General features: G+C 71.3%; 20 protein-coding genes. 10 read left to right on the top strand and 10 right to left on the bottom strand.

The genetic code is table 11. From position 1 onward, the window contains the following. Positions 1 to 12: 12 nt before the first annotated feature. Complete coding sequence (locus ACSMHG_RS07065; protein WP_435743112.1) at positions 13 to 1,314, top strand: cation:proton antiporter; 1,302 nt, start codon at positions 13 to 15, stop codon at positions 1,312 to 1,314. A 242-nt stretch (positions 1,315 to 1,556) separates the two neighbouring features. Further along, positions 1,557 to 2,237 (top strand): lysophospholipid acyltransferase family protein, encoded by a 681-nt coding sequence (locus ACSMHG_RS07070; RefSeq protein WP_435743114.1) that lies wholly within the window; start codon positions 1,557 to 1,559, stop codon positions 2,235 to 2,237. Between the two features lie 143 nt (positions 2,238 to 2,380). Here ACSMHG_RS07070 and ACSMHG_RS07075 read toward each other — a convergent pair whose 3' ends face one another. From ACSMHG_RS07075 to ACSMHG_RS07090, 4 genes are all read right to left on the bottom strand, one after another. Beyond that, positions 2,381 to 2,518, bottom strand: coding sequence for a hypothetical protein (locus tag ACSMHG_RS07075; RefSeq protein WP_435743116.1), 138 nt, complete (start codon positions 2,516 to 2,518; stop codon positions 2,381 to 2,383). Between the two features lie 164 nt (positions 2,519 to 2,682). Further along, positions 2,683 to 4,278 (bottom strand): thiamine pyrophosphate-binding protein, encoded by a 1,596-nt coding sequence (locus tag ACSMHG_RS07080; protein WP_435743118.1) that lies wholly within the window; start codon positions 4,276 to 4,278, stop codon positions 2,683 to 2,685. Further along, positions 4,275 to 5,909 carry an amidohydrolase gene (locus ACSMHG_RS07085; protein WP_435743120.1) on the bottom strand — a complete coding sequence of 545 codons (1,635 nt, stop codon included), beginning with the start codon at positions 5,907 to 5,909 and terminating at the stop codon, positions 4,275 to 4,277. The genes ACSMHG_RS07080 and ACSMHG_RS07085 overlap by 4 nt, the downstream gene beginning before the upstream one ends. Continuing rightward, positions 5,906 to 7,501 carry a zinc-binding metallopeptidase family protein gene (locus ACSMHG_RS07090; protein ID WP_435743122.1) on the bottom strand — a complete coding sequence of 532 codons (1,596 nt, stop codon included), beginning with the start codon at positions 7,499 to 7,501 and terminating at the stop codon, positions 5,906 to 5,908. The genes ACSMHG_RS07085 and ACSMHG_RS07090 overlap by 4 nt, the downstream gene beginning before the upstream one ends. A 141-nt stretch (positions 7,502 to 7,642) precedes the next feature. On the opposite strand from ACSMHG_RS07090, the gene ACSMHG_RS07095 reads away from it, so the two are divergent. Beyond that, positions 7,643 to 8,638: a C-terminal binding protein gene (locus tag ACSMHG_RS07095; RefSeq protein ID WP_435743124.1), complete on the top strand. Its 996-nt coding sequence runs from the start codon at positions 7,643 to 7,645 to the stop codon at positions 8,636 to 8,638. On the opposite strand, the gene ACSMHG_RS07100 is transcribed toward ACSMHG_RS07095, so the two are convergent. After that, positions 8,601 to 9,512, bottom strand: a complete 912-nt coding sequence (locus ACSMHG_RS07100) for an Lrp/AsnC family transcriptional regulator (protein WP_435743126.1) — start codon at positions 9,510 to 9,512, stop codon at positions 8,601 to 8,603. The genes ACSMHG_RS07095 and ACSMHG_RS07100 overlap by 38 nt on opposite strands. 383 nt (positions 9,513 to 9,895) lie before the next feature. Between ACSMHG_RS07100 and ACSMHG_RS07105 the strand changes: the two genes are divergently transcribed. The 4 genes from ACSMHG_RS07105 (at position 9,896) to ACSMHG_RS07120 (ending at position 13,663) form a co-directional block, all read left to right on the top strand. After that, the gene (locus ACSMHG_RS07105) at positions 9,896 to 10,882 is read left to right on the top strand and encodes an extracellular solute-binding protein (RefSeq protein WP_435743128.1); all 987 of its coding nucleotides are present in this window, start codon (positions 9,896 to 9,898) and stop codon (positions 10,880 to 10,882) included. A 122-nt stretch (positions 10,883 to 11,004) separates the two neighbouring features. Beyond that, a complete protein-coding gene (locus ACSMHG_RS07110) occupies positions 11,005 to 11,787 on the top strand; it encodes an ABC transporter permease (protein ID WP_435743130.1) in 783 nt (260 codons plus the stop codon). Then, complete coding sequence (locus tag ACSMHG_RS07115; protein ID WP_435743132.1) at positions 11,787 to 12,599, top strand: ABC transporter permease; 813 nt, start codon at positions 11,787 to 11,789, stop codon at positions 12,597 to 12,599. The genes ACSMHG_RS07110 and ACSMHG_RS07115 overlap by 1 nt, the downstream gene beginning before the upstream one ends. Continuing rightward, positions 12,596 to 13,663, top strand: a complete 1,068-nt coding sequence (locus ACSMHG_RS07120) for an ABC transporter ATP-binding protein (protein ID WP_435743134.1) — start codon at positions 12,596 to 12,598, stop codon at positions 13,661 to 13,663. Before ACSMHG_RS07115 ends, ACSMHG_RS07120 begins: the two co-directional genes overlap by 4 nt. Positions 13,664 to 14,043: 380 nt before the next feature. Here the strand turns inward: ACSMHG_RS07120 and ACSMHG_RS07125 are convergent, their stop codons facing one another. From ACSMHG_RS07125 to ACSMHG_RS07135, 3 genes are all read right to left on the bottom strand, one after another. Beyond that, positions 14,044 to 14,985, bottom strand: coding sequence for an EamA family transporter (locus ACSMHG_RS07125; RefSeq protein ID WP_435743136.1), 942 nt, complete (start codon positions 14,983 to 14,985; stop codon positions 14,044 to 14,046). 61 nt (positions 14,986 to 15,046) lie between these two features. After that, positions 15,047 to 15,337: an ATP-binding cassette domain-containing protein gene (locus tag ACSMHG_RS07130; RefSeq protein ID WP_435743138.1), complete on the bottom strand. Its 291-nt coding sequence runs from the start codon at positions 15,335 to 15,337 to the stop codon at positions 15,047 to 15,049. 530 nt (positions 15,338 to 15,867) lie between these two features. Then, positions 15,868 to 16,458 carry a DJ-1/PfpI family protein gene (locus tag ACSMHG_RS07135; RefSeq protein WP_435743140.1) on the bottom strand — a complete coding sequence of 197 codons (591 nt, stop codon included), beginning with the start codon at positions 16,456 to 16,458 and terminating at the stop codon, positions 15,868 to 15,870. Positions 16,459 to 16,553: 95 nt separating this feature from the next. On the opposite strand from ACSMHG_RS07135, the gene ACSMHG_RS07140 reads away from it, so the two are divergent. Both ACSMHG_RS07140 and ACSMHG_RS07145 read left to right on the top strand, forming a co-directional pair. Then, entirely contained in the window at positions 16,554 to 19,790 is a 3,237-nt protein-coding gene (locus tag ACSMHG_RS07140) for an ATP-dependent helicase (RefSeq protein WP_435743142.1), read from the top strand. Continuing rightward, positions 19,787 to 23,077 (top strand): ATP-dependent helicase, encoded by a 3,291-nt coding sequence (locus tag ACSMHG_RS07145; RefSeq protein ID WP_435743144.1) that lies wholly within the window; start codon positions 19,787 to 19,789, stop codon positions 23,075 to 23,077. The genes ACSMHG_RS07140 and ACSMHG_RS07145 overlap by 4 nt, the downstream gene beginning before the upstream one ends. On the opposite strand, the gene ACSMHG_RS07150 is transcribed toward ACSMHG_RS07145, so the two are convergent. Both ACSMHG_RS07150 and aztD read right to left on the bottom strand, forming a co-directional pair. Continuing rightward, the gene (locus tag ACSMHG_RS07150) at positions 23,047 to 24,135 is read right to left on the bottom strand and encodes an NAD(P)-binding domain-containing protein (RefSeq protein WP_435743146.1); all 1,089 of its coding nucleotides are present in this window, start codon (positions 24,133 to 24,135) and stop codon (positions 23,047 to 23,049) included. The genes ACSMHG_RS07145 and ACSMHG_RS07150 overlap by 31 nt on opposite strands. Positions 24,136 to 24,171: 36 nt before the next feature. Then, complete coding sequence (gene aztD, locus ACSMHG_RS07155; RefSeq protein ID WP_435743148.1) at positions 24,172 to 25,422, bottom strand: zinc metallochaperone AztD; 1,251 nt, start codon at positions 25,420 to 25,422, stop codon at positions 24,172 to 24,174. Between the two features lie 83 nt (positions 25,423 to 25,505). Between aztD and nudC the strand changes: the two genes are divergently transcribed. Then, a complete protein-coding gene (gene nudC / locus ACSMHG_RS07160) occupies positions 25,506 to 26,411 on the top strand; it encodes an NAD(+) diphosphatase (RefSeq protein WP_435743150.1) in 906 nt (301 codons plus the stop codon). Positions 26,412 to 26,424: the final 13 nt, after the last annotated feature.

Genomic DNA, 26,424 nt, shown 5'->3' on the forward strand with positions numbered 1-26,424 from the left:
GTACAGGTCGGCGTGACCTCCGACCTTGTCTACCTCGTCGCGGGCCTGGCGCTCCTGCTCGCCATCGTGCTGCCCAGCCTGCTCAGCCGGTGGGCGGTCTCCTCGCCGATGGTCCTGGTCGGCGTCGGGATGCTGCTGGGGCTCACCCCGCTGCCCGACGGACTGCCGCTCGACCCCCAGGAGAACCAGGCCGTCATCGAGCACGTGACCGAGCTGGTGGTGATCGTCGCGCTCATGGGTGTCGGCCTCGCGATCGACCGGCCACTGAGCCTGCGACGCAGAAGGTCCTGGCGGGCCTGGGGCGGCGCGTGGCGGATGCTCGGCATCGCGATGCCCCTCTGCATCGCCGGCGTCGCGCTGCTCGGGTGGGCGGTCGGGGCGCCGCTGGCCGCGGCCGTCCTCCTCGGCGCCGTCCTCGCGCCCACCGACCCGGTCCTGGCGGCCGACGTCCAGGTCGCCGGGCCGAAGACCGGCGAGGAGCACGAGGTGGACGAGGAGGACGAGGTCCGCTTCACGCTCACCTCCGAGGCCGGCCTCAACGACGGGCTCGCGTTCCCCTTCGTCTACCTGGCGATCCTCCTCGCGACCAAGGGCACCGACCTCACGTGGATGCCGACGTGGGTCGGGTTCTACCTGCTGGTCAAGGTCGCGCTCGGTGTCGCCATCGGGTACGTCGTCGGGCGGGTGCTGGCCGTGGCGGCATTCCGGTCGCGGTCGCGCTCCCTGCGGGTCGCGGAGCGGGGCGAGTCGCTCCTCGCGGTCGCGGCCCTGGTGACGTCCTACGGTGCGGCCGAGGTGGCGCAGGGCTACGGGTTCCTCGCCGTCTTCGTGTGCGCGCTGACGTTCCGCTCCGCGGAGCGGTCGCACGACTACCACCGGGCGATGCACGAGGTCGCCGAGCGGCTGGAGCGGCTGCTGACCCTCTTCGTCCTGCTGGTCCTGGGCATCGCGCTGACCCGGGGGCTGCTGGAGAACCTCGACCTGCGGGGCGTCACGGTGGCGGTCGCCCTGGTCTTCCTCATCCGGCCGCTGGCGGGCGCGCTCGCGCTCGGCGCGTGGCGCCGGTCGCGTCCGGGTGCGCTGACCCGCGGGGAGAAGTGGGTGGTCGCCTTCTTCGGGGTCCGGGGGATCGGCTCGATCTACTACCTGGCCTACGCGGCGGGGGAGGCGGACTCGCTCGGCAGACCCTGGGTGTGGTCGGCCGTGGGCTTCACGATCGTGCTGTCGGTCTTCGTCCACGGGGTGCTCGCCACCCCCGTCATGGACCGGGTGGGTCGCTCGGCGAAGCCGGGTCTCGGGGCCGGGGCGGACTAGACCAGGTGGCCTCGTCGTCCTCCCTGGTTGTGGGGAACTATCCCCACCCTGTGCAGAACCTGGGGAGAAACACCCATTAGTTGTGGAGTTCCGTGGAGGTCTCGTGGACCTCCCGAGAACTGCCTCGCGGCGCCGTGCGAGCCGGTAAGAGAGGCGTGGAGGGGACGGTCCGGAACGGGACAGAGGCGGAACGGTCCGGAACGGACAGAGGCGGACCCACCGGTAACCAGCATGCTGGACCCATGTTGCGCCCCGACGTGTACGGCGTCCTCCACGCGGTCGTGCCGCCGTTGGCGAAGGCGGTGTGGCGGCCCACGGTGACCGGCCTCGAGCACGTCCCGCCGACCGGTCCGGTGGTGCTCGCGAGCAACCACCTCAGCTTCGCCGACTCGGTCGTCATCCCCGTGGTCGTGCCGCGCAAGGTGGTCTTCCTCGCGAAGTCGGAGTACTTCACCGCGCCGGGCGCCCGCGGGCGGCTGCAGCGCTGGTGGTTCGAGGGGCTCGGCATGCTCCCCGTCGACCGGGACGACACCCGGTCGGCGCTCGCGAGCCTCGACATCGCCCTCGAGGTGCTGCGCCGGGGCGAGGCCTTCGGCATCTACCCGGAGGGCACCCGGTCCCGCGACGGACGGCTCTACCGCGGTCACACCGGCGTGGCCCACCTCGCTCTCACGGCGGGGGCGCCGATCGTGCCGGTCGGTCTCACCGGCACCGAGCGGCTGCAGCCGGTCGGCGCGCGGATCCCGCGGGTGGTGCCGGTGACGGTCGCGTTCGGCGAGCCGGTGCAGGTCGCCGGCCGGTTCGACGGCGTGCCGCTCGGGCGCGCCCGCCGGCTGCTGACCGACGAGGTGATGGCGGCGATCCAGGGACTCACCGGCCAGGAGCCGGCCGGCGTCCACCACGAGCGCGCAGCCCGAAGCTGAGACGCGGCGTGGGGCCACGGCGTCGTGTGCCTGGTGGGCTGCCTGTGGCGCTGCCTCACTTCCGGCGAGCCCATGGTCGCACCAAGTCGGGTTCGGGACCTCAAGACCGCCCGTTGAGGCACGACGGTGATAGGACGTCTCGCTTACGGCGAGGTCGACTGTCGGGCCACCGCCAGCAGTTCGTCGAGTGGCGGCGACATCGGCAGGTCCTGCGGGAGCCGCATCGTGCTCACCACGTCCGCCGGGAGCATCTCCTGGATCTGCTGGGCGCGGTTCGCCATGCCGGGGAACGCCGTTGGTCGTGATGAGCACGGGGTCGCGACCTGCGGAGCGCTCCTCAGGACCTCGGGTGCCCGGGCTTCTTCAGCCGATCCCCAGCACAGGCCAAGCTCGCCGACGCCGACCCGATGGAGGTTTCGCTGGGTCGAAATCGAACTCCGAGGGATCAGATGGGAACTTCGATGAGGGTGGGCACGGAGCGGCCCAGCGCCTCAGTCACGGCCTTTGCGAGATCTTCGGGCGTGTGGACGCGGACGCCCTCGCCTCCGAACGCCTTGCCCAGCAGCGGGAAGTCTGGGCTGCGCACGTCGACCGCCATCGGGTTGATGCCCTTGTGCTCCATGCCTTCGCGGATCTCCTGAAAGCCACCGTTGTTCATCACCACGACCGGCAGACCGAGCCCGAGGTCGACCGCGGTGGCGAACTCCTGGATCGTGAACATCGTTCCGCCGTCGCCGGCGAGGACGACGACCGGCGTCTCGGGTGCACCGAGAGCGGCACCAATGCCGCCGGGGATGCCGTACCCAAGGGTGGCGTACCCGGCCGGGTAGACGAACTGGCCTGACCGCAGCGACGGCCACAAGCTCGCGGTGCCGAAGTAGGACACCTGGGCGCTGTCACCGGAGAAGATCGTCGTCTCCGGCAGCGCCTCCCGCAGCGCGTCGTGGAACGCGACGAACGCCGCGCCGTCGCGCAGCGCTTCGCCCCGCACGGCCTCGCGCAACTCGCCGACACGTCCGCCCGAGCCGTTCCGCACCGTGTCGGGCAGCTCAGCCATGAGCAATTCCAGGGTCTCCCCCGCGCCACCGTGAAGCGGGTGGGTGGCAGTCAGGTTCTTGTTCAGCTGCCGCTCGTCGATGTCGATGCGGACCACGACGCCGGAGGCCTTGACGACGTTGCCCCACAGTTCGTCATCACCGAGGACCGACCCGACGACCAGGAGCGCGTCGGCCTCGGTCAGGATCCGATGGGTCTCGGCCATCCGGATCGAGGCGCCCAGAGACAGGGGGTGGGTCTCGCGAAGGATGCCCTTGCCGTTGACGGTCGTGACCACGGGCGCGTTGAGGCGCTCGGCGACCGCCTGCACCTGTGTGGCCGCGCGGCGCGACCCGCCGCCGACCACCATGACGATCGACGAAGCCTCCGCGAGGGCCTGCGCGGCGCCGGCCAGGTCGGACTGCTCGGGCACAGCGACCGCCTCGGTGCTGGCCGCAGGCTGGGTGAGGGCGCTGTCGTCGTACTCGCCGTCGAGGATGTCAACAGGGACCTCGAGGTGTACGGGGCGCGGTCGGGTGGTCTGCCACCGGGCGAAGGTCTCGTGGACGGCCGTGTAGGCCTCCTCGGCCGACTCGACGCGGATGCTGCGGTCGACCGCGGCGTCCAGATGGGCACTCTGGTCCTTCATCTCGTGCAACCAGCCGACGTCCTGGCCAGTCATTCCGCGGGGCATCCCCGGGGAGATGTAGAGAACCGGGATGGAGTCGGCGTAGGAGGTGGCGGCCGCGGTGGTGGCGTTGGTGAGGCCGGGGCCGGTGGTGGTGACGACGACGCCGGGGCGGTTCGCCACCCGGGCGTAGGCGTCCGCGGCATAGCCGGCTCCCTGCTCGTGCCGCGGCGCGACGTGGCGGATGCCGTGGGTCTGCAGCGCCCGGTAGATCTCGAGGTTGTGGGTGCCGGGAATGCCGAAGACGAGGTCGACTCCGCATTCGCGCAGGGCGCGGACTACGGCGTTGCCGCCGGTGGTGGCCGTTGCGGCGCTCATGCGATTCCCTGCTGGTTCCACACACGCTCGCCGGCGACCCACGTCTCGGTGACGGCGGCGGTCGGGAGTGCGTCGACCGGGGCGGTGACGGGATCGGTGTCGAGCAGGACGAGGTCCGCGCGTCTGCCGACCTCGAGGGACCCGAGGTCGGGCCGGTCGAGGAGGTGCGCGGGGGTGCGGGTGATGCCGGTCAGCGCGGAGGCGCGGGTGACGCCCTGGGTGTCGCCGGCGGCGGTTCCGGCAAGCGTTGCGCGGGTCATGGCGACCCAGGCCGCTCGCACCGGCGCCGGCATGGTGACCGGCGCGTCCGAGGAGACGACGACAGGGACGCCGTTGCGCTCGAAGCTGCCGTAGGGGTAGAACCGGCCGCCGTACTCGCCGTACTCCTCGAGCAGCGAGTCGCCGTAGAGGTGGACCTGCATGGGCTGGGGCACCGGCACGACGCCGACGCGGTTCATCTTCGCGATCTGGTCCTCGCTGGGGAACCCGCAGTGCTCGATGCGGTGACGCAGGTTCGAGCGGGGGTTGGTCTTGCGGGCTGCCTCGATCGCGTCGAGCACCATCCCGATCGGCTCTTCGCCCTGCGCGTGGGTGGCGGTGCGCAGACCCATTGCGTGTGCGGTGGTGATGAGGTCAGCCAGCTCTCGGGGCTCGTGGTACAGGTAGCCCTTGGGGGAAGGCTTCCCACAGCAGTGGTGGTCGCCGATGTAGGCGGTGCGGGCGATGACCGAACCGTCGGCGTACAGCTTCACCCCGTGCAGCTCGAGGCGGTCGTCGCCGAGGCGGGAGACCAGACCAAGGTTGCGCAGCTGGTCGATCTTGCTCGACAGGTACATCAGGTGCGCACGCACCTTGAGGCGGCCGTTGTCGCGGGCGTCGAGGTAGGCGGCCATCTCGAGCTCGGTGACCTGCGCGTCGCAGATGGTGGTGATGCCAGCGGCGAGGAACGACTGCTGACCGAGGTCGAAAAGTCGTGCGATCTCGTCGTTGCCCATCGGCAGGTGGAAGTTCGGGCCGTGGTTGCCAACCTTCACACCTTCAGCGCCGGTGAGGAGGTCGCAGGCGGAGTCGAAGATGACGCCGACCGGCTTGCCGGCGTTGTCACGGTCGATCCGTCCGCCCTCGGGAGTCGGCGTGCCGGCAGTGATCCCGGAGTCCTGGAGGACGACGGTGTTGACCGCGTAGCCGTGGCCGCTGGCGTGCTGGATCTGTACCGGCCGGGTGCGAGAGACCTCGTCGAGGTCGGCTGCGCTGGGGTGACGACGCTCGGCGAGCTTGGACTGGTCGTAGCCGTAGCCGCGGATGGCGCCGTCCGGGTTCTCCTCGGCGCGGCGCTGGAGCAGCGCGACGAGATCGCCGATCGTCTTGGCATCGGACAGGTCGACCCAGTCCAGGCCCGAGCCGTGCAGGATCGTGTGGGCGTGGGCGTCGACGAAGCCGGGCATCAGCGTGCGGCCGTCGAGGTCGACCTCACGCGGGGCCGAGTGTGCCGCGGACCGCACGTCGGCTTCGGTGCCGACGGCGCGGACGCGACCGCCCTCGATCAGCAGCGCGGGCGGTGCCTCGGCCTCCATGTCGGGTCCGAACAGGCGGATCGGTCCGCCGGTGAAGATGACCGCGTCGCTCGTCATCGTGTCTCCTCGTGAGTCGTGGGAATCCACCATTCGCGTCCGCGCGCGGTGGTGACGTACTCGGGCCACCGCAGCTGCGTCGGGGCGACGAAGTCGGTGGGCAGAAGGGCGGGGATGTCGCCGGCCGCGGCCTTGCGGTCGCGGTGCTCGGCCGCGGCCTTCTCCAAGGTCTCGGGCGAGCGGAACAGGTCCAGGGTCGTACCTGCGATGACGGTCGCCGCAGTGACGATCGTCGGGTCGATCGTTGCCGGGATGCCGCCGAGCGCGTTCATGACCCACGGCGGGTGGCCAGCTGAGCCTTCAACGGGCGCGAGCGTGGGGCGGGCGATGTAGAACCGCGCAGTGGGGGCGTACCAGGTCATTTCGACGTAGTCGTCGGAGGTCCAGTTGCGCTGCTCGGGCGGCAGGTGCCGACGCAGAAGCGCCTCGGCGTCCCACGGCGCGATGGTCTGAGTGGTCTCGGCCAGGAACGGCTGCTCGGTCGGCTCGTGACCGAGCTGCTGCTGCAGTTGCCGGCCGACGTCCAAGGCGTCGTCGTCGAGCACCGGCGCGCCGGCCTCGGCGACGTTGGCCCACGTCACCTCCGCCATGGCGTGGTTGGCCAGGCCGGGCCGGTTGCGTGCGACCCAACGACCGGTGACGGTGCAGTGAGCGGTGCGGGCGGCAGCCTCGGCGTTCGCGTCGAGAACGGCGAGGACCGCCTCGGCGGACTCGACGTCCGGAACGCGCCAGGAGTACTGAATCTGGGACAGAGATGCCGGCAAGTTGTCCGCGGTCGCCTGACCTGCGGTGAGGATCGCCTCGCTCAGCGACCAGCCGCCGGCGGCAGGCAGCATCGAGTCCTGCGTCGTCTTGGTCAACGAGTACATGGTGAACAAGGCGGCGTCAGCGCCCGGCGCTCGGGCCGCGGAGTGCGAGGCAGGGATCGGGCTGCCGGGGTCAGCGAGGCCCCAGGTCTGCGGCTCGTCGCACTCGAAGGTGTAGACGCGGCTGTAGTAGGCCCCGCAGTGAGTGTCCCAGCGCACCGTGTTGCACAGCGGCAGCATGTAGAAGGGGTGGAAGCTGAGGATCGCGTCAAGGTTGTCGTAGTAGCCCTTGAGCCCGTGGACGATCTTCGAGCCCTGCACCTTCTCGGCGGGCTCACCGGTGTAGACGATGGTGCCCGGCACCGAGTGCTCAATCATCGCGTGCTGAGCCGCCAGCACCCCGGCCAGTGTCGAGATCCCGAGCGCCGAGTGCGGGTCGGTATGACCCGCCGCGTGGGGAGACAGACCCTCGCGCGGACCACGCACCGGTGTGGCGGCCTGACAGTTGCCAGGTACGGCGTCGTACTCGGCGTAGGCCAAGATGCGCGCACCGTCGCCTTCTGCTCCCGCGGGGCTGGTCCACGTAGCGTGGAACGCAGTCGGCATGCCGCCGCTGCCCTCCTCGACCTCAAAACCGAACGAGCGCAGCTTGTGCACATACCACGCCGCTGACTCGTACTCACGCCAGGCAGGCTCAGCGAGCTCCCAGATCGTCCGGTGCCACCCGGAGATCTCCTCACGATGCCGCTCGACCCACTCCCGAGCTGACTGCTTGACGGCGTCCACCGACACACTCCCTTCGTCCATTGCAGGAACGTAGCAGCGAAACGCCGCTCCCGTAACACCTACCGTTAGCAAATCTTCGCTTACTCAGCCGAAAAGTTGGCAGATCCACCATAGTAGCCGTCGATACGGCATGATTCGGCCATGGAGAACCCCGCGTCCCGCTGCCCCGCCGCTCTCTACATGGGGATGGACGGGCTCGACGTCACCCCCGGTCACGACCTGCTCCGCCAGCACGGCATCGACATCCTCGAATTGAGCACGGACCTGACCGAGGACGACCTGGCCCGCACGGTCGCTTTGATGGTCGGCTACGACCCGGTTGACGCCGACCTGCTCGAGAGGCTGCCTAATCTCCGCGTCCTGGCCACACACTCGGCCGGCGTCGACATGGTCGACGTCGACGCGGTCCGGGCCCGCGACCTGTGGCTGGCGAACTTGCCGGCGGGCGCCACCGATGAGGTAGCCGTCCACGCGCTGGCGATGGCACTGGCCTTGCTGCGCCAGCTCCCTGCCTACGACCGAGCGGTCCGAGACGGCGACTGGACCGCCTCGGAGGTGAGGATGCCGCGGGTTCCCCAGGAGCTTGTTGTCGGCGTCGTGGGGATGGGCCGGATCGGTCAGGCGATGACGTCGCTGTGCGCCGGCGTGTTCGCGCGCGTGATCGGCTACGACCCGACACTGCCGGACGAGTTGTGGCCGGACGGGGTCGAGCGACTGGCGACCGTCGAGGAGCTGCTCGAGCGCAGTGACTGCGTCAGCCTGCACCTACCGTTGAACGAGGACACCCGACACCTCATCGACGAGCGCCGGTTGGCGCTGGTGCCCGCCGACGCGGTGGTCGTGAACGTCGCGCGAGGTGAACTGGTAGACGAGACGGCGCTGCGCGCAGCGTTGGGCAGCGGGCACCTCCTCGGCGCCGGCTGCGACGTGCTGACCAACGAGCCACCGGAGTCGCAGGACCCGATCGTCACCACGCCTGGGGTGCTCGTCACCCCCCACGTCGCCTATCTGTCCAAGAGTTCGCTGCGCCGCTACGCCGCCATCCCGGCCGCGAACGTCGTTGCCGTCCTCGAGCAGGGCTGCCCGTTGCACGCTGTGGTCAGGCCCTCGTCAGTGGAGGCGAGTACCGCTCCTTGACCAGCGCGAGGTGCCACCACGCCTCGACCGAGCGCACGCCGTCGAGCATGCGGATTCCGTCGAGCGCACCGGAGATCTCGGCCGCACTCCTCGAGATCATGGTGCCGACCAGGTCGCACCGCCCGATGGTTCGCGCCATGAAGTCGACCGTTTCGAGCTTCGCGACGATCTCGGCGACGTCGTCACCCCGCCTCTCCAGCTGCACCTGGAAGCCGCACATCTGATCGATGCCGACTGCGGTCGGGCTCACCAGTCCCTTCACCACTACGACGTTGTCAGCCAGCAGTCGGAGCATGCGAGCACGGGTCGCCGCACGCGAGAGCCCGACACCTTCGGCTAGATCCGCGTAAGGGGTACGCGCATCCTGACGGAGCAGGTCGAGCAGCTTCAGATCGACGGCGTCTAGGTCGAACTCCTCGAAGGCGTGCGGACCGCCGAGGGGAAGGTGGGAGTCCTTGACGACATCGGTGTACAGCAGGGTGTCGACCCCGACCACGCCGTCCAGGTCCCGCACGGACGCGATGGCGGTCTCCATCTCACCCAGGTCCCCGGTCCGCACTTCGGCGATCAGGGAGGGTCGGCCGGCCACGACAGAAACGAAGGGCGCATTGTCGAAGCTCGCAATGCGCGCCGCGAGGGTCTGAACGCACGCCCCGTCGGTGTGGACCGAGAGGTGAGCGAAGGTGGTGTAGCCCCGCACGACGGGATGGACGATCGCTTCCACCCGGACGATGCCGAGCTCCAACATCCGCTGAACACGCGCCCGAGCAGCCGTCCGAGACAGCCCCACAAGCGTCCCCAGGCCCTCGTAGGAGACGCGCCCATCGGCGCGCAGCGCTTCCAGTAGCGCAAGGTCCACGTCATCGAGCTGCATCCGCGCGGCCCCCCTTTCGTGTCCCCATTGTGACCGAAACGGGGTGACGGGCAGTCATCTATTGCTAACAGTGGTGCCCGAGCGTCGCTCCGGCAAGTAACGGGAGTGTTTCAGCGAGCAGATCGTCGGCCGGATGCGGAGAAAACGCCCGATTAGCATTGCGAACCCCGCGTCGACCAAGTTACCGTCTTCGCGTCGCCCAGTGTGGGCGGCGTCACTACGTTCCTCAGGAGATCCCGATGAACCACAACACCCCCAGTCGTCGCTCCTTCTTCAAGCTCGCACTCTCGGGGGGTGCTGTGTTGGCCATGCCCAGCCTGATTTCTGCGTGCTCGGCTTCGACTACCACCTCCAGCGGCGGAAGCAATGCCGGAGGGTTCACGATGCCCAGCGACATCGACGCCAACTGGCCGGACATCACCTCACAGCAGGTCGTGCTCGCCGGATTCGGTGGCGAGACCTACGAGGTGCGCCGCTCGCAGATCTTCGAGCCCTTCAGCGACATCAGCGGCGCTGAGGTCGTCGACGCCCCCTGGGACTACGGCAAGTACCTGAACATGGTCACCGCCGCCGCCCCCGAGTGGGACATGATCGACTTCGACGGCTACGCACTTGTCGGGCTCGTCCAGGCCGACCAGGCGCCTGCCAAACTCGCCGACTGGGTGCGCCGATGCGACCTGGTCGACGCCGACTACCAGGAGTACGCCGGAGGCGGCTACGCCTACAGCGTCGTCATGGGTTGGTCCAGCGAACTCGACGGCACGCCCAGCTCATGGGCGGACTTCTTCGACACTGAGCAGTTCCCCGGCAAGCGCGCCTTCCCGAAGTCGATCTACGCCGGCACCGTGGAGATCGCGCTCTTGGCCGACGGCGTGTCCGAGGACGACCTGTACCCGCTGGACTTCGACCGCGCGTTCGCCAAGCTGGACGAGCTGAAGAACGACATGGTGTTCTACGACAGCTACGCCCAGGGGCAGCAGCTCCTGGTCCAGGGCAGCGCCACGATGATCGCCACCGCGAACAGCCGGATGATTCAGCTGCGCCGCGACGGCCGAGGCGACTTCACCTACGACCAGGCCGTGCTGTACCCGTGGAGCGCATTCCCGATGCCGCGGAACGCCCCGCACTCGGACGCTGCGAATGCCCTCATCGACACCATGTCGACTCCTGAGGTGCAGGCTGAGGTCGCCCGCAAGCTCTACCTCGGTCCTACCGTCTCGGAGGCCTTCGAGCTTCTTTCCGAGGAGGAGCTGGCCCTTCAGCCGAACTCCGAGGAGAACCTCGCCAAGGCCGCGGTCGTCGACACCACTGCCGCCGCACAGCAGGATGCTGAGTACGTCGAGCGGTTCTTCGCCTGGGTGGGCCAGTGAGCACTGGCCCCGCGGTCCTAGAGCCGCCTCCACTCACCTCAGCTCCCGAACGCCGTCGGCGGAAGCGTGCGAAGAAGCTCGCCACTCCCGGCGGCGGCGGGTGGCTGCTGCTGCCGCCGGCCGTGCTGCTCCTCCTGGGTCTGCTGGGTCCGGTGGCGGTGACCGTCGTGGTTGCCATCCAGGAGAACGGCCCCCTCGGGGTTGTCACTGAGCCGTTGAGCAGCGACCTGGTCCTCGACTCGATCTGGAAGACGCTGTACCTGTCCTTGGCCGTCACAGTCGCCACTTGGATCTGTGCCGTCCTCTTCACCCTCGCCGTTGCGATGTCTCGTCCGATCGTGGGGAAGACGCTGTTCGGCATCCTCTTCCTGACGTTCTGGATCTCGCTTCTGGTGCGTACCTACGGCTGGGCCTTGACTCTCCAACCCAACGGCGCGCTCGATGTGATCGGTCAACGCCTCGGTCTGACCGACGAAGGATTCGGGCTCTTCCAGACGATGCCCGGCCTGTTGCCGCCGATGGTCCACGTGATGCTGCCCTACATGGTGCTGCCCATCTATGCGGCCATCCAGTCGCTGGACCCAGCACAGGTGCGCGCCGCCCGCAGCCTCGGCGGCTCGGAGTTGTTCACCCTCCGCAAGCTCATCTTGCCGTCGTTGAAGTCGGGCTCGTGGGCTGGGGCCCTCCTCGTGTTCATCCTCTCTCTTGGCTTCTACGTCACTCCGGCGTTCCTCGGCGGGCCTGGCACCCAGGTTCTTGCCATGGTCATCGGGCTCCAGTTCGGACGCTTGGAGAACCTGGGGCTGACCGCAGCGCTCGGGACGCTGCTCCTGGTGGCGGTGCTGGGCATGTACGTGGTCGCCGACCGGTTGTTCAAGATCTCTCAACAGTGGGACCGCGCCTAATGGAAGCCCTACGCGAAGCATTCCCCCGCACCCGCGGCTGGTTCACCGTGGTCGGTGTCCTGATCGGCCTGTTCCTGATCGCCCCACTGGCGACGATTCTGCCGCTGGCGTTCACCGAGAGCCGCTTCCTGGTCTTCCCTCCCGAAGGGTTCTCGACCCAGTGGTTCTCCAACCTCCTGAGCGACCCAGGCTGGACCGCGTCGATGCTCAACTCGGCTCGGGTCGCGACCGCCGGCGCACTGTTGGCGACCATCGCTGGGACAAGCGCAGCCTTGGCTGTGCGCCGGCTCGGCCGCGGTCGACAGGTTGCACGCACGACGCTGCTCGCCCCGATGGTCATGCCGCAGTTGATCTTGGCGCTCGGCCTCTACCTGACGTACCGGAACATCATGGGCGGCACCAGCCTCACCGTGCTCACCATCGGGCAGGCGACGTTGGCGATGCCGTTGGTGTTCGTGACCGTCTCCGCCGGGCTGGCTGGAGTCGACCCGGCCCTGTCGCGTGCCGCTCAGAGTCTCGGTTACCGCTGGCCTCAGGTCGTGCGCCGGATCGAGCTGCCGCTGGTGGGGCGGAGCGTCATCAGCGGTGGGATCCTAGCGTTCGCCATCTGCTTCGACGAAGCGGTGCTCGCCTTCTTCCTCGCGCCGCCCGCTACGCAGACGCTGCCGGTGAAAATCTGGACATCGGCGAGCGAGAGCGCCTCGCCGACCATCGCCGCAGCCAGCGCGTTCGTCATCTGTCTGGCCATCACACTCCTGGCCGTGGTCGCCGTGCTGCGATCTCGACCCGACAATCGAGGAGCAGCATCATGAGCGTCAACGTCAACTTCGACCATCTGACCGTCGACCTCGGCGGGAATCGGATCCTCGACGGCGTCGACCTACACATCCCCGCAGGCAGCTTCGTGACCCTGTTGGGCCCGAGTGGCTCGGGCAAGACAACCACGCTGAACGTTCTTGCCGGATTCGTCGACAGGTCGGGCGGCCACGTCAAGGTTGACGGTCAGGCCATCGACGACCTTCCCGCGCACGCACGGAACATCGGCTTCCTGTTCCAGAACTACGCGCTGTTCCCACACATGACGGTCGGCGAAAACATCGCCTTCCCGCTGCAGGCCCGCAAGATCGGTGGCGCCGAGCGCAAGCAACTGGTGTCCGACGCGCTGCGCCTGGTGCAGCTGCCTGACATGGAGAACCGCTCGATTCGCTCCCTCTCCGGCGGCCAGCAGCAACGCATTGGGCTCGCGCGGGCCTTGGTGTTCAAGCCGAACCTCCTGCTCCTCGACGAGCCACTGGCCGCGCTCGACAAGCAGTTGCGTGAAGCCATGCAGCTCGAGCTCAAGCGCATCCAGGTCGAAACTGGCACGACAACCATCGCCGTGACGCATGACCAAGTCGAGGCGATGTCAATGGCTGATCTGGTCGCGATCATGAACCGCGGGAAGATCGCCCAGGTCGGCCGCCCCGAAGATGTCTACCGCCGGCCAGCTGACCTCTTCGTCGCAGAGTTCCTCGGCGAGGCGAACCTGCTTCCCGTCGCGGGCGGTCAAGTCATCGGGTTCCGCCACAAGGCGCCCACCTCGCAGCGTGCCGGCATCGGCGTCCTGCGACCTGAGGACGTCACCGTCACCGAGCGTGCCGGTGACGACACCGTCGAGGGAACCGTCGAGCTCGCCGTCTTTCAGGGCACTCGGCGGCGCCTGACTGTGCGCTGCCCCGGCGTGGAGTCGCCGGTGATCATCTCGGCGCCGGCGACCGGCGCCGACGTCCGGCCCGGCGACCAGGTCAACGTTGGCCTGTGCGGTGAGCTCATCCACGTCGTGCCCGGCACTGCGGCGAACGAGACCGACAGCGAGAAAGTCACCGTCTCCGCTTGACGGATCAACGCCTGGTTCACCAGCGAGCAGTCTGGAGTGCGGCCACTCAGCCGCGCCACTGCTGGTAAGCGAGGTCCACGTCGACCGGGACACGCTCGAGGTGGGTGAGAAGCCCGTCGGCCAGACGCGGGCTGGGTCGACGCACAACAGCCCGGCGCCCCATCAGGTTCATCTCGGGAGGTAGGGCGCGGGCCCTGCAAGGGTGACGTTGCGGCTCCGCTCAACGAGCGGAGGCGCACTGAACTGCGGGATGACGTGCAAGGTGCACCGGAGTGCACTCTGCCGGAGGGGCGGAGCTCCGGACTCCGGGTCGGATGAGCGTTCGTCGGGTGGTGTGGATTCAGCCCGGGTTCGCCACGGGCGGCCGTTTGGTCGGCGCCTCACATGTGTTGCACTGACGGTCGTGCGCCGTCGCGCTGAACGCCTAGACCGGCGAAGACGACGAGGGCGATCCCGAACAACTGGGTCACGTGCAGCACCTGACCGAGCAGGAGGAGTCCGACGACTGCCGCGATCGCCGGTTCGATGCTCATGATCGTGCCGAACGCGGCTGTGGTGAGCCGTCGTAGCGCTAGGAACTCGAGGAGGAAGGCGAGCAGCGGGAACAGGACAGCAAGGGCGAGACCCAGCAGCGCGATGCGCCACGTGAGCACGGGCGCCAGCGTGTGGCCGGCGGTAACAACGGCTACCAGGGCTGCAACGCCCACGGACGCAGCGACCGATTGGACCCCGACGACCACGTCTCCGACCCGTTGCGTCAAGACGATGTAGGCGGCCCAGCTCGCGCCGGCACCCAGAGCGAGAGCCACCCCGACCACGTCGGCCTCGCCGCGCCATGGCTCGGTCAAGACGACCACGCCGCAGGCCGCTATGGCCGGCCAGACCAGCCCGGCCCGTTTCGCGCCGGTAAGCACCGCCACCGTCAGTGGGCCGACGAACAACAGCGCACTCGCCGTCCCGAGCGGAATCCGCGCGACCGCGCCTGTGAACAGCAGCGTCATGGCAGCGGTCGCGCAGCCGAGGAAGACAACAGCCAGCTTCGTGTTCTTCTGGAACGACCGCGAACGAGGGCGGACGAGGACGACGAACAGCAGCCCTCCCCAGGCCAGGCGGAGCGCCGCCGTGGCAGTGGGTCCGATGCTTTCGATCAATCCGTAGGAGGCGGCAAGCCCAAGGTTCACGCAGAGGATCGACGCCAACGCCAAGGCCGCCCCAACCCGGGCAGTCGTGCGGGCAGTCGTGCGGCTGACGTCGCCGCCGGGCGCGCCCGAGGAGTCGCCGGTGGGTGGTCCACCAGCGGACTCAGCCGAGAATCCCGTCATGGGGACCCTCCGCTGAGTCGTTTCCGTGCCGGAATCGCGGACATGAGCTGGGTCAGCATGTTCACAGAACCTTCGACAGGAACGATCGCCTGCGCTCGTTCTGCGGCCGGAGCAGAACGTCGTCGGGAGCGCCCTGCTCGACGATGACACCCTCGTCCATGAAGCGGACCAAGTCGGCGACCTCGCGAGCGAACCCGATCTCGTGGGCTACCACGCTCATCGTCATCCCCGAACGGGCCAGCCCCTTCATCACGTCGAGGATTTCACCGCCCAGGTCGAGGTCGAGCGCGCAGATCTGTCCGAATTGTCGCCGGCGAGGCATCTTCGTGACGGCACGGGGCGTGTCCGACACCGACGTTGCACCCCGCCAGTCGTCCGGCGAGCAGCCCGATGCACACCGCGGCCGCGGTTGAGGCCACCACCACAGCGAACAGTGCAAGCAGGAGGAGTGGCTGCATTCATGCATCATGCACGAGAAGGTTCTTCCACGGACACCCTCTGCCCGCCTTTCGGTCGTCAGAACGCCCTCCGGCAAGCGGTCGAACGTTCTGAGCGGACCGGCGCGCGAGGGTGTCCCGGCACACCGTCCTCGAGGACTTCGGCGAGCTTCCCCGGTAGGTGACCGCGCCCGCGGAGGCGCCTTCGTCGAGCGCGTCAACTAGGGAGAACCGTTCGATGAGTCGCACGAGCGATTTCGACCGGGAGGCGACCTGCTGGGCGGCCGCCTCCTGTGCGTAAGCGATGTTGCGCTTGGCTCGCGGACTCACCGGTCCCTGGGATGCGGTGTGACGGCAGCGGCGCCGACCGAGCGATGGGCCACCATCCAAGACTCACACCGTGTCGTCACAGGATCTCAACCTAGGTGTCCGGGGCATCGCACACCTAGGACCGCCACATCCACTCCATCTCGGCGACGGTGACGTCGCGGGTGGCGCCACCGGCGAGCTCCTCGACCACCTTCAGGGCGAGGTCGATGCCGGCGGAGACGCCGGCCGAGGTCCACATCCGCTCGCCGCTGCGGACGAACCGCGGGCCCCGCTCGACGACGAGGGTGGAGTCGATCGCGGCGAGCTCGCCGTACGCCGTGTGGTGGGTCGTCGCGCGCCGGCCGGCCAGCAGGCCGGCGCGTGCCAGCAGCAGGGAGCCGGTGCACACCGACATCAGCAGGTCGACCTCGGCGGCCCGCTCGCGCAGCCAGGCGTGGAGGTCCTCCGCGTCCAGGAGCGCCCGCACCCCGGCGCCGCCCGGGACCACGAGGACGTCCGGCGGCGGGCACTCCTCGAGCGAGTACGTCGGGAGCACGCTGAAGCCGCCGCGCCCGGCCACCGGCGCGCCGGTCAGCCCGACCGACCGGACCTCGAACGGCCGCCCCTTGCCGAGCTCGCCGGCGACGTTGAAGACCTCGTAGGGGCCGGCGTAGTCGAGGACCTCCATGTCGTCGAAGGCCAGGATCGCCACCGTGCGCGTGCTCACCGGGCCATCGTGGCAGGCAGGGTGGGCCGAGTGGCCCGGATCGCAGTCGCCGTGTCCACCCGTGCGTTGTCGGCGCTCGGTGTTGTGATGGGTCCATGACCGTCACCGCCGACCCGAGGAGCCCGGGTACGACGTACCGTCTCGCGCGCCGACCGGCGGCCGGGGAGGTGCCGACCCTCGACCCCTACCAGCAGCGGGTGGTCGACCACGCCGGCGGACCGCTGCTCGTGCTGGCCGGACCCGGCACCGGCAAGACGACGACGCTGGTCGAGGCGATCGTGCGCCGGATCGAGGAGGGTGCGCGCCCCGACGAGGTCCTGGCGCTGACGTTCTCGCGCAAGGCGGCCGAGCAGCTGCGCGACCGGGTCACCGCCCGCCTGGGCCGCACGATGGCGACCGGGCTCTCCTCGACCTTCCACTCCTTCGCCTATGCGCTGGTGCGGCGCTATGCGCCCGCCGAGCTCTACGCCGCGCCACTGCGGCTGCTCTCGGCCCCCGAGCAGGACGTGGTGCTGCAGGAGCTGCTCACCGACGCCCCCGAGTCGGTGCGCTGGCCCGACCACCTGCGGGCCGCCGTCGGGACCCGAGGCTTCGCGCGGGAGGTCCATGCCGTGCTGGCCCGCGCCCGCGAGCGAGGGCTGGACCCGGCGGACCTGGCGGCGCTCGGCCGTGCCGAGCGGGTGCCGGAGCTGGAGGCCGCCGGGCTCTTCCTGGAGCAGTACCTCGACGTCCTGGGCGACCAGTCGGCGATCGACTACCCGGACCTGGTGGCCCGTGCGGTGATCGAGGCACAGGTGCACCGCGACGAGCTGCGCGCGCAGCTGCGGCACGTCTTCGTCGACGAGTACCAGGACACCGACCCCAGCCAGGTGGCGTTGCTGTGCGCGGTCGCCGGCGAAGGGCGGGACCTGACGGTCGTGGGGGACCCGGACCAGTCGATCTACGGCTTCCGCGGCGCCGACGTCCGCGGGATCCTCGACTTCCCCACGGAGTTCCGCACCCTCGCCGGGGACCCGGCACCGGTGGTGGCGCTCGGCACCACCCGCCGCTTCGGCTCCCGGCTGCTGCGCGCGTCCCGCTCGATCGCCGCATCGATCGGCGTCACCGGCTCCATCCCCGCCGAGCAGTACGCCGCCTTCCGGCACCCGGTGCCGGCCGACAACGCCCACGGACCCGGGAGCGTCGAGGTCCTCACCTTCGACACCCACCGCGCCGAGACCGAGCACACCGCCGACCTGCTGCGCCGCGCCCACCTCGAGGACGGCGTCCCGTGGTCGGAGATGGCGGTGCTCGTGCGCTCGGGCCGGGCCTCGATCCCGGGCCTGCGCCGATCGCTCGCCGCCGCCGGGGTCCCGGTCGAGGTGGCCGCCGACGAGACGCCGCTGGTACGCGAGCCGGCGGTGCTGCCGCTGCTCTCCGCGCTCGCCGTCGTCGTGGACGCCGACGTCGAGGACCCCACGCACGAGGACTACGTGGGCGCCGACCGGGCCGAGGCGCTGCTGACCTCGCCACTGGGGGGCCTCGACGCCACCGATGTCCGGGCCCTGGTCCGCGCGTTGCGCGTGGCCTCGCCGGGCACGCCGGCCCGGGACCTCGTCCGTCGGGCGGTGCTCGACCGGGAGGCGCTCACGGGTCTCGACGGCGCGCCCGCCCGCCGCGCCCTCCGCCTGGCCGACCTGGTGGCGAGCGCCCGGCAGGCCCTGGTCGACGGCGCGACGGCCGAGGAGGTCCTCTGGGCGCTGTGGGACGGCACCGACTGGGGCCGCCGGCTGCGCCAGGCCACGGCCGTCGGCGGGCACGCCGCCCGGCTGGCGCACCGCGACCTCGACGCCCTCTGCGCGCTCTTCGAGGTCGCCGCCCGCACGGAGGAGCAGCAGGGCCACCGGAGCGTCCGCAGCTTCCTCGACACCCTGCGGGCCCAGGAGATCCCCGCGGACACCCTCGCCGACCGCGGCGTGCGAGGAGAGTCGGTCCGGCTCCTGACCGCCCACCGGTCCAAGGGCCTGGAGTGGCGGCTCGTCGTGGTCGCCCACGTCCAGGAGGGCGCCTGGCCCGACCTGCGCCGCCGCGACTCGCTGCTGCAGGCCGACCGGATCGGGCGGGACGGCCTGCTCCCGCCGCTGACCCGTGGCGCGATGCTCGCCGAGGAGCGCCGCCTGTTCTACGTCGCCGCCACCCGCGCGAAGCAGCGCCTGGTCGTGACCGCGGTCAAGTCGCCCGACGAGGAGGGCGAGCAGCCCTCACGGTTCCTCTTCGAGCTGGGCCGCGACCCGGTGCACCGGATCGGCCGGCCGCGCCGGCCGTTGTCGATGGCGGGCCTGGTCTCCGAGCTGCGGCGCACCGTGGCCGACCCCGGCGAGCCGGAGTCGCTGCGCCGCGCCGCCGCACGGCGGCTGCGCGCGCTGGCCGAGCTCGACGTCCACGGGCGGCCGGTGGCGCCGCAGGCGGACCCCGCGACCTGGTGGGGCCTGCGTGCGCCGAGCCGCTCGGAGCGACCCGTGCGTCCGGCGGAGGAGCCGCTCACCCTCTCGGCGAGCGCGCTCGACGGCCTCCTCACCTGCCCCGCGCAGTGGTTCCTGCAGCGGGAGGCGGGCGGCGAGGTCGTCAGCTCCAGCGGCCAGGGCTTCGGCAAGATCGTCCACGCGGTCGCCGAGCGGCTCGCCAACGGCTCGCTGGAGGTGCCGGCCGAGGCCATCGAGGTCGAGCGCGACCTGATGCCGCTGGTCGACGAGGTGTGGGGGCGGATGGAGTTCCGCACGCCATGGTCCCGCGCGCGCGAGCGCGAGGCGGTCGCCGCGGCCCTGGAGCGGTTCCTCACCTGGCACCGCCGCCCGGGCGCCCGCACCGTGCTCGCCGTCGAGCCGAAGGTCCGGGCCGAGGTGCGGCTCCCGGACGGTCAGCTCGTGCGGCTCCACGGCTACGCCGACCGGCTGGAGCTCGACGAGGACGGCCGGGTGGTGGTCGTCGACCTCAAGACCGGGAAGTACGCCCCGACCGGCCCCGAGGTGCAGCGCCACTCCCAGCTCGGGCTCTACCAGCTCGCCGTCGACCACGGTGCCGCCGACGAGCACCTGCGCGAGGCCGGGATCGACGGCCCCGGCCGGTCCGGCGGCGCGGAGCTGGTCCAGCTCCGGCTGGGGGAGGAGCTGCCCAAGGTGCAGCACCAGCCGCCGGCCACCGACGACGGACCCCGCCTGGTGGAGGGGCAGCTGGCCGCCGCCGCGGCGGCCCTGCGCGCGGAGGAGTTCGTCGCGCGCCCCGGCTCCCACTGCGACCGCTGCGCCTTCCAGGCGATCTGCCCCACCAAGGCCTCAGGGACGGTGCTCTCGTGACCTCGACCATGCCGACCCCGACCCCGACCCCGGTCCGGGAGATCTCGACCCCCGAGCAGCTGCGCGAGCTGATGGGCGTCGACTGGACCTTCAGCGACCAGCAGTTCGCCGCGGTCACGGCTCCGCTGGAGCCGGCCGTCGTCATCGCCGGCGCCGGGTCCGGCAAGACCACGGTGATGGCGGCCCGCGTGGTCTGGCTGGTCGCCACCGGTCGGGTCGCGCCCGGCGAGATCCTGGGGCTCACCTTCACCACCAAGGCGACCGCCGAGCTGCAGACGCGGATCCGGGAGAGCTTGCGCCAGGCAGGGCTGCTGCCCGAGCGCGGCACCCGCGCGCCGGGCCCCGACGGCGAGGAGCAGGAGGTCGAGGAGCCGACGGTCGCGACGTACCACTCCTACGCCTCGGCCCTGCTCACCGAGCACGGGCTGCGGATCGGCCACGAGCCGGACACCCGGCTGATCGCCGACGCCAGCCGCTACCAGCTCGCCGCGCGCGCGGTGCAGCGCTACGCCGCGCCGGTCGAGCAGCTCACCGACTCGCCGAGGCACGTCGTGCAGTACCTCCTCGCCCTCGACGGCGAGATGAGCGAGCACCTCGTGGGCCCCGCCGAGGTCCGCGACCACGACGAGCGGCTGCGCCCGAGGCTGGTCGAGGGGATGGCGGCCGAGCACCGCAAGACCTACCGCGCCCTCAACGAGAAGGCGGTCGCCGCGATCGACAAGCGCGGTGAGCTGCTCGGACTGGTCGAGGCCTACCGCGCGCTGAAGCGCCACCACGGGCTGATGGACTTCTCCGACCAGATCGCGCTGGCCGCCCGGCTGGCCGAGGAGTGCCCCGAGGTCGGCGAGGCCGAGCGGGCGAAGTACCGGATCGTCCTCCTCGACGAGTACCAGGACACCTCGGTGGCCCAGGCGCTCATGCTCCGCCGGCTCTTCTCCGGCGCCGAGCCGGGGACCGGCCGCGGCCACCCCGTGATGGCGGTCGGCGACCCGAACCAGGCGATCTACGGGTGGCGCGGGGCGTCGGTGTCGAACATTCTCGAGTTCACCCGCGAGTTCCCGACGGTCGACGGCGCCCCGGGCACGACGTACCCGCTGACGGTGAACCGCCGTTCCGACGCGCGGATCCTCGCCACCGCCAACCACCTCGCCGAGGAGCTCTACGCCAGCCGGCCCGACCTGCTGCCGCTCGAGGCCAAGCCGGGAGCCGCCCCCGGCGAGGTGCGCGCCGTGGTCCACGAGACCTGGGACGACGAGCTGGCCTGGCTCGGGGACCGGGTGCTCGAGACCCACGCCGCCCTGTCGGCGACCAAGGACGGCCCGTGCTGGCGGGAGATCGGCGTCCTCACCCGGGACAACGCCCATGCGGCGGCCGTCTTCGACGCGCTGAGCGCCCGGGAGGTGCCGGTCGAGATCGTCGGCCTCAAGGGCCTGCTGCGCCTGCCCGAGGTCTCGGAGGTCGTGGCCACGCTGACGCTGGTCCAGGACGTCACCGCCAACGCCGCGCTGCTGACCCTGCTGGCGGGTCCTCGGTGGGCGATCGGCCCGCGCGACCTCGCCCTGCTGGGCCGCCGCGCCCGCGAGCTGGCCGGGGACACCTCCGGCGCCTCCTCCTTCGAGGACGTCCGCGCCCAGCTGGCCGCGGCCGTCGAGGGCGCCGACCCCACGGAGATCCCCTCGCTCTGCGACGCGCTGGAGGACCCGGGCGACCTCGAGTACTCGCCCGAGGCCCGCGAGCGGTTCGCGCTGCTGGCCGCCGAGCTGCGCCGCCTGCGGACCGCGCTGGGCGAGCCCATCTTGGACCTGGTGCGTCGGATCGTGGAGACGACCGGCATCGACGTCGAGCTGGCCTCCTCGGTCAGCCCGGCGGCCGCGGCCCGGCGCGACAACCTCGACCTGTTCGTGCAGGCGGTCGCGGAGTTCCAGGCCGTCGACGGCCAGGTGACGCTGGCGGCGCTGCTGGCCTGGCTGGAGGCCGAGGACGAGTTCGGGCAGGGCCTCGACGTCGCCACGCCATCGGAGGCCGACTCGGTCAAGCTGCTCACGGTCCACCGCGCCAAGGGGCTGGAGTGGGACGCCGTCTTCCTCGTCGGCGTCACCGAACGGAAGTTCCCGACCAACCGCACGCGGTCCAGCTGGCTGACCGTGCCGCACGTGATGCCGACCGCCCTGCGCGGCGACGCCCGCGACCTGCCGCAGCCGACGGGTCACACCCCCGAGGACCTCAAGGCCCTGGGCGAGGCGGTCAAGGCCCACGAGGCGCTCGAGGAGCTCCGGCTGGGTTACGTCGCCTGGACCCGTGCGCGTCACCAGCTGTGGGTCTCGGCCTGGCGGTGGGCGCCGCACCTCAAGAGCGGCCTGGGCCCGTCGGCGTACCTCTGCGCGACGCGGGAGGCGATGGCCAGCTGGGACGCCGTGCCCGACCGGTGGGCCGAGTGTGCGGTGAAGGGCGAGACGAGCCCGTACGCCGACCGCTCACCCGACCGGCCCTGGCCGATCTCGCACCACACCGCCGAGGTCGAGCGCCGGATCGAGGCCGCCCGCCGGGTGCGCGAGGCGGCGCCGGTCACCGACGCCGAGCTGGCCGACGGGATCGAGGACGGCATCGAGGACGTCCTGGAGCTCGAGCGGGTCCAGCAGTGGGACGACGAGATCGCCCGGCTGCTCGAGGAGGCCCGCCGCGACCGGTCGCCGCGGGTGGACGTCGAGCTGCCGAGCAGCCTCTCGGCGACCTCGCTGGCACGGTTGCGCGACGATCCCGACGGGCTCGCTCGCGACCTGGCTCGGCCGATGCCGCGCCGGCCGTCGTCGGCGGCCCGCTTCGGGACCCGGTTCCACGCGTGGGTGGAGGCCCGGTTCGGCCAGCAGCTGCTGCTCGACCCCGACGAGCTGCCGGGCCGCGCGGACGTCGAGATCGACGACGACGCGGACCTCCAGGAGCTGATCGCCCGGTTCGAGGAGGGGCCGTTCGCCGAGCGGGTGCCGCACGCGGTCGAGCCGTCGTTCGCGCTCGTGGTCGACGGGCAGGTGGTGCGTGGGCGGATCGATGCGGTCTACCGGGAGGACACCCCGGAGGGGGTGGGCTACCTCGTCGTGGACTGGAAGACCGGCCGCTCCGGCGAGGCGGACCCGCTGCAGCTGGCGATCTACCGCCAGGCGTGGGCGGAGCTGCAGGACGTGCCGCTGGCGCGGGTGCGGGCGGCGTTCTACTTCGTGCGCAGCGGACGCCTCGTGGAGCCGACCGACCTGCCGGGCCGTCAGGAGCTGGCGGCGCTGCTGCGGGTCTGAGGCCGGCCGGCGCCCGCGGCGAGCAGGCGCTGCACCGACCGCGCCGCCGTGCGCCCTGCGCGGTTCGCGCCGATCGTGCTGGCCGAGGGGCCGTAGCCGACGAGCTGCACCCGGGGGTCGTCCACGGCGGTGGTGCCGTCGAGCACGATGCCGCCGAGCGGTGAGCGTAGGTGGAGGGGCGCGAGGTGGGCGATCGCCGGGCGGAAGCCGGTTGCCCACAGGATCGCGTTGGCAGGCTCGAACGAGCCGTCGGGCATCCGCACCCCCTCGGGCTCGACCGCGGTGAACATCGGGTGCCGTTGGTAGGCGCCGAGCCGGGCGGCCTCCCGCTCCTGCGGACGCAGCAGCAGGCCGGTCACGCTGACCACGCTGGCCGGCGGCAGCCCGCGGCGCACGCGCTCCTCGACGAGCGCGACCACCTCCCGACCGACCTCGGGCGTGAAGTCGCCGGTGCGCCAGACCGGCGGGCGGCGCGTGACCCAGAGGGTGTCCGTCACCGGCGCCAGCTCACCGAGGTGCTGGACGGCCGAGGCGCCGCCACCGACCACGACCACGCGCCGGCCCCGGAAGTGCTCGGCGCCGGGGTAGCCCGCGGTGTGCCAGTGCTCGCCGTGGAAGCTCTCGACGCCCGGGTAGTGCGGCACGAACGGTCGTCGCCAGGTGCCGGTGGCGTTGACCAGGGCGCGCGTGGTCCACGACCGCTCACCGGCTCGCACCACGAGCAGGCCGTCGGGCCCGTCCTCGACGGCGTCGACCAGGACCGGCCGGACCACCGGCAGCTCGTGCTCGCGCTCGTAGGCGGCGAAGTACGCCGGCACGACCGTGTTCGCCCGCCCCGCCCCGTCGGACGGCGCGACCGAGTCCGGCAGCGCCGCCACACCGTGGACGTCGTGCATGGTGAGGGAGTCCCAGCGGTGCTGCCAAGCCCCGCCCGGTGCCTCGTCGGCGTCCAGGACGACGTGGTCGAGACCCAGCCGGCGCAGGTGGTACGACGTGGACAGGCCGGCCTGCCCGGCCCCGACCACCACCGCGTCGAGCGGCGCGTCGCGTGTGCTCACGCACGGCTCAACGCGGTGGTGGCCCCGGTTAGTCCGTCAGCCGGCGGTGGCGACGACCTCGTCGGGGGTGTGGGGCAGCTGGTGCGTGGCGGTGATGTCCCCGGTGCGCAGGTCCACGACGTGCAGGCGGTCGTGGGCCGGCTCGGTGACGTACGCGGTGCCGTCGACCACGCGCAGCGTCGGCCGGGGCTGCTGCCACTCCAGCGGCTCGCGCCATGCCTCGACGACGGGGATCGACCGGCTGACCTCGGCACTGCGGACGTCGACCACGTGCAGGGCGCCGTCGGTGCCGAGGACCAGCCCGTCGCCGTTCGGCATCCGGCCCAGCGAGCGGAAGGAGTAGCTCGTCGGCAGGTCCACCAGGCGCAACGAGGCGTCGCGGGTGTCGATCACCGACACCCGCGTCGGCCGCTCCAGCTCGGCGTCGGGGTCGCTCTTGTAGTCGCCGAGCACGAACGGCGAGCTCTCGTGGCCGGCCTGGTTGCCGATCCGGCCGTAGTCGTCGGGGCTCGGCACCTTCGTGATCTGCCGGCCGTCGATGACGAGGACCCCGTCCTCGCAGCCCACGACGGCCACGTCGCCCGCGAAGGCCTCGCCGTGGACCCCCGGGCAGTCGTCGCTCGCGGCGAGCTCGGCACCGGTCGAGGTGACCAGCCGGACGCCGGAGCGGGAGTCGGCGTCGCCGACGGTGTGGAGCAGGGTGCCGTCGGCCTCCTGGGCCGCGACGCCGTGGTGCGCCTCGGGCAGCTCGACGGTGTCGACCAGCGGGTCCTCGCCCTCGGCGATGCGGAACGGGTCGAGCACGGTGATGGTCCCGGTGCCGTCGTCGAAGAGGGTGGCCAGGCCGTCGTGGGCGACGACGTGCCCGGGTTCCTCGGCCGGCACGGTGACGTCCGTCAGGGCCGGGTCGGCGGTCCAGGAGTGGCCGTGGTCGCCGTGCGCCTCGGTCCAGCTGCCGAGGTCGAGGGCCGTGAAGGACCCGGCGGCGGAGACGAAGGCGTGCCGGCCGTCGCCCGCGGGATTGAGCCGCGCATAGCCCTCGACCGGCTGGTCGAGCAGGACGTCGCCCGACTCCGCGTCGACCACGAGCACCCCGCCGTCGTAGGAGACGGCGAGCCGAGGTTCGGGGCCGGCCGCCTCCGCCGCTGAGGGCGTCGGCTGGCTGGGGGACCCGGACGAAGCAGGAGCGGTCGAGGACTCCGAGGAGGGCGGAGCGGCCGGGGCGTCCTGGCCGCACGCGGCGAGAGCGGGGGCGAGGAGCAGGGGGAGTAGGACACGGATTCGCATGAGAATGATTCTCGACAGTAGTGAGAATGATTGTCAAACTCGATGGGTCGGCGAGCCGTGGATCGCGCGTCTAGGCTGGCGCCGTGACCTTCGTGCACGAGCGCTTGACCGTGGAACCGCACGACCGGGCAGGGGCGCTCCGCAAGGACGACGCCTGGCTTGCCGAGCAGTGGGCCGACCCGGAGACCCGGGTCCTCGTCGTCTCCGGGACCCGCGTGCGGGTCGAAGGCGGACGGGTGCCGTGGGTGCCACCCGCCGACGCTCCGGAGGGCGCCCGGGTGCTCCTCGGGCAACGCGGTGGCCGGACCTGGTTCGCCGTGATCGTCGGCTCGGCGCTGGCGCGCGGCGAGGAGGGCTGGTTGCCGCTGCGCGGGCTGTTGCCGGTCCTCGACGACGACCCGGCGGACGCGCCGATGCTGCTGCACGCCGTCGGGGTCGCGGAGTGGCACGCCGCCACCCGCCACTGTCCGCGCTGCGGTGGCTCGCTCGACCCCCGTGCCGCAGGGCACGAGCTCGTCTGCGTCGACTGCGGCCGGTCGCAGTTCCCGCGGATGGACCCGGCGGTCATCATGCTCGTGACCGCAGGGGAGCCGGGCTCCGACGACGAGCGGTGCCTGCTCGGGCGGCAGTCGGTGTGGCCGGAGGGGCGCTACTCGACGCTGGCCGGCTTCTGCGAGCCGGGGGAGACGCTCGAGGACGCCGTCCGCCGCGAGGTGGCCGAGGAGACCGGCGTGGCCGTCGGCGCGGTGGAGTACTTCGGCAACCAGCCGTGGCCGTTCCCCGCCAGCCTGATGCTGGGTTTCGTCGGCCGCGCGACCACGACGGCCATCACCGTCGACGAGGACGAGATCGAGGACGCCCGGTGGTTCACCCGCGCCGGGCTCCGCGCGCAGGCGGAGTCGGGCGAGGTGGTCCTGCCGGGGGGAGTCTCGATCAGCCGCTCGCTGATCGAGCACTGGTACGGCGGCTCGTTGCCCGGCCGCTGGTGACCGCCGGCGTCGG

The sequence above is a fragment of the Nocardioides ureilyticus genome (assembly GCF_051280745.1).
Classification (GTDB): domain Bacteria; phylum Actinomycetota; class Actinomycetes; order Propionibacteriales; family Nocardioidaceae; genus Nocardioides.

Bases quoted from the DNA above. Each gene is read 5' to 3' on its own strand.
- ACSMHG_RS07070 (WP_435743114.1), top strand. From the start codon at position 1,557: ATGTTGCGCCCCGACGTGTACGGCGTCCTCCACGCGGTCGTGCCGCCG.
- ACSMHG_RS07075 (WP_435743116.1), bottom strand. From the start codon at position 2,518: ATGGCGAACCGCGCCCAGCAGATCCAGGAGATGCTCCCGGCGGACGTG.
- ACSMHG_RS07080 (WP_435743118.1), bottom strand. From the start codon at position 4,278: ATGAGCGCCGCAACGGCCACCACCGGCGGCAACGCCGTAGTCCGCGCC.
- ACSMHG_RS07085 (WP_435743120.1), bottom strand. From the start codon at position 5,909: ATGACGAGCGACGCGGTCATCTTCACCGGCGGACCGATCCGCCTGTTC.
- ACSMHG_RS07095 (WP_435743124.1), top strand. From the start codon at position 7,643: ATGGAGAACCCCGCGTCCCGCTGCCCCGCCGCTCTCTACATGGGGATG.
- ACSMHG_RS07100 (WP_435743126.1), bottom strand. From the start codon at position 9,512: ATGCAGCTCGATGACGTGGACCTTGCGCTACTGGAAGCGCTGCGCGCC.
- ACSMHG_RS07105 (WP_435743128.1), top strand. From the start codon at position 9,896: ATGCCCAGCGACATCGACGCCAACTGGCCGGACATCACCTCACAGCAG.
- ACSMHG_RS07115 (WP_435743132.1), top strand. From the start codon at position 11,787: ATGGAAGCCCTACGCGAAGCATTCCCCCGCACCCGCGGCTGGTTCACC.
- ACSMHG_RS07120 (WP_435743134.1), top strand. From the start codon at position 12,596: ATGAGCGTCAACGTCAACTTCGACCATCTGACCGTCGACCTCGGCGGG.
- ACSMHG_RS07125 (WP_435743136.1), bottom strand. From the start codon at position 14,985: ATGACGGGATTCTCGGCTGAGTCCGCTGGTGGACCACCCACCGGCGAC.
- ACSMHG_RS07140 (WP_435743142.1), top strand. From the start codon at position 16,554: ATGACCGTCACCGCCGACCCGAGGAGCCCGGGTACGACGTACCGTCTC.
- aztD (WP_435743148.1), bottom strand. From the start codon at position 25,422: ATGCGAATCCGTGTCCTACTCCCCCTGCTCCTCGCCCCCGCTCTCGCC.